The sequence below is a fragment of the Prevotella sp. C561 genome (genome assembly GCF_000224595.1).
GTDB classification, from domain to species: domain Bacteria; phylum Bacteroidota; class Bacteroidia; order Bacteroidales; family Bacteroidaceae; genus Prevotella; species Prevotella jejuni.
In genome coordinates this window covers 1-1,743 of the sequence record NZ_JH114177.1, presented here as the reverse complement: position 1 = coordinate 1,743, position 1,743 = coordinate 1, and the positions used below count along the sequence as shown (strand labels likewise).

General features: G+C 40.9%; 1 protein-coding gene and 1 pseudogene. Both read left to right on the top strand.

Annotated elements, in window-relative coordinates:
- A pseudogene (locus tag HMPREF0666_RS17755) lies at nucleotides 1–392 on the top strand (hypothetical protein); the annotation flags it as partial.
- Nucleotides 393–556: 164 nt separating this feature from the next.
- The gene (locus tag HMPREF0666_RS15800) at nucleotides 557–1,504 is read left to right on the top strand and encodes an IS30 family transposase (RefSeq protein ID WP_009013394.1); all 948 of its coding nucleotides are present in this window, start codon (nucleotides 557–559) and stop codon (nucleotides 1,502–1,504) included.
- Nucleotides 1,505–1,743 lie beyond the last annotated feature (239 nt).

Here is a 1,743-nt window from a genome sequence, read left to right as displayed (position 1 = left end):
CACTTGCTTCTTGTGCCAATGAAGACATAGCGCAAAATCAAAAAGGAAAAGATAGCGACGCAAACTTAACAACCTTCTCAACAGGCGACCCAACAACCCGTACATCTATGGAAAGCAATGGCACTTTCTATTGGGAGTCTGGCGATAAGATTTGGGTTAAAGATGATAACGGCGCATGGCAGCAAAGTAGCAATGCTCCAACAGAAAAGACAGCCAGCTTTGAGTTTAAGGTGCCTGGTAAGTTTACTAAAAGCAGCACCTATAAAGTTTATTACCCAGGTCAGAATGGCAATAAGGATCAAGTCTCAATCGCTGCTAATCAGAGTCAGGAGGAACCAAATACTACTACTCATTTTGGCATATCGGGCGATTGCGGCATCGCAAGTTCAACATAGAACTGCAATCCCAAGTGCTGGTGTAGCTTAATAATCTATACCTGAAAACACCGAGGGGTTTGGGGGCGAGAAGCCCCCATGAGAAGAAAATCAACAAGCAATGCATAAAAATAAGAAAGGGAGACCTCTGTCTCCCAAAGATTAATTAATTTTGCATTGCAATGTACAAACAATTAACCTCGGAGCAAAGGTACACAATTTCTGTGCTACTCCAAAATAGAACGAAACAAAAAGATATTGCCAAGGCGATAAATGTAAGTGCAAGTACAGTGTCTCGTGAAATAAGACGTAATAGCGGAGTCCGAAGACACTATAATTGGGAAACTGCCCAAGCAAATGCAGTACAAACAAGGCGCAGAAAGCCAGGCAATCGTTCAGTCGACAAGGATGTCATGGAAGAGGCGAAGCGCCTTCTTATTACTGAGCAATGGTCTCCAGAACAAATATCTGGTGTATTGGCCAAGGATGGCAAGTATATTAGCCATGAGACCATATATCGTATGATACGTAAGGATAAGGCAGAAGGGGGAACATTATATAAACACTGTCGTCACAAGCTTAAGCATCGCACCAGGCCTGTTGGTGGCAAACGCATATCCATACCCAACAGAACAAGCATCAGTGAGAGACCTACTGAAGCTGACGGCAAACGCTTTGGGGACTTCGAGATGGACACGATTGTTGGAAGAGGAAACCATGGTGCCATCGTAACACTGATAGAGCGTAGTACAAACATGTTGTTTATGAGAAAACTAAAGAAGGGGAAAAATGCCAAAGAACTGGCACGAACTGTAATACACTTACTATCTCCTTTCAAAGACCATATCAAGTCTATTACAACTGACAATGGTACAGAATTCGCTTGTCATGAAATGATAGCCAAAAGCCTTGGTGTTACCATATATTTTGCTGACCCATACGCTTCATGGCAGAAAGGCGCTATAGAAAATGCTAACGGACTAATTAGGCAATACGTGCCAAAAAAAGAAACCTTTGAGCATATCAGCCAGCAACAAATAACTAAGTATTCAAAGAAAATTAACATGAGGCCAAGAAAGAAATTAGATTTTAAAACACCACAGGACTGCTTTTACGAACTAATTAAGTAAATTTGCACTTGCTTGTTGAATTCACGATCTTTGCATTAGCACGTACAACCCATAATAAAAACTAATTAAGACCATGACCGTTGTGATTTGCTTCAAAATGTGTATCTTTGCATTAGCACGTACAACTTTGATTTTCTTTAGCAAATCCATCATTGGGTTGTGATTTGCTTCAAAATGTGTATCTTTGCATTAGCACGTACAACCTAGCCTTGTGTAGTATTCATCATTCTTTGGTTGTG

Excerpts from the sequence above, each read along its gene's own strand:
- HMPREF0666_RS15800 (WP_009013394.1), top strand. The coding sequence starts at position 557 with ATGTACAAACAATTAACCTCGGAGCAAAGGTACACAATTTCTGTGCTA.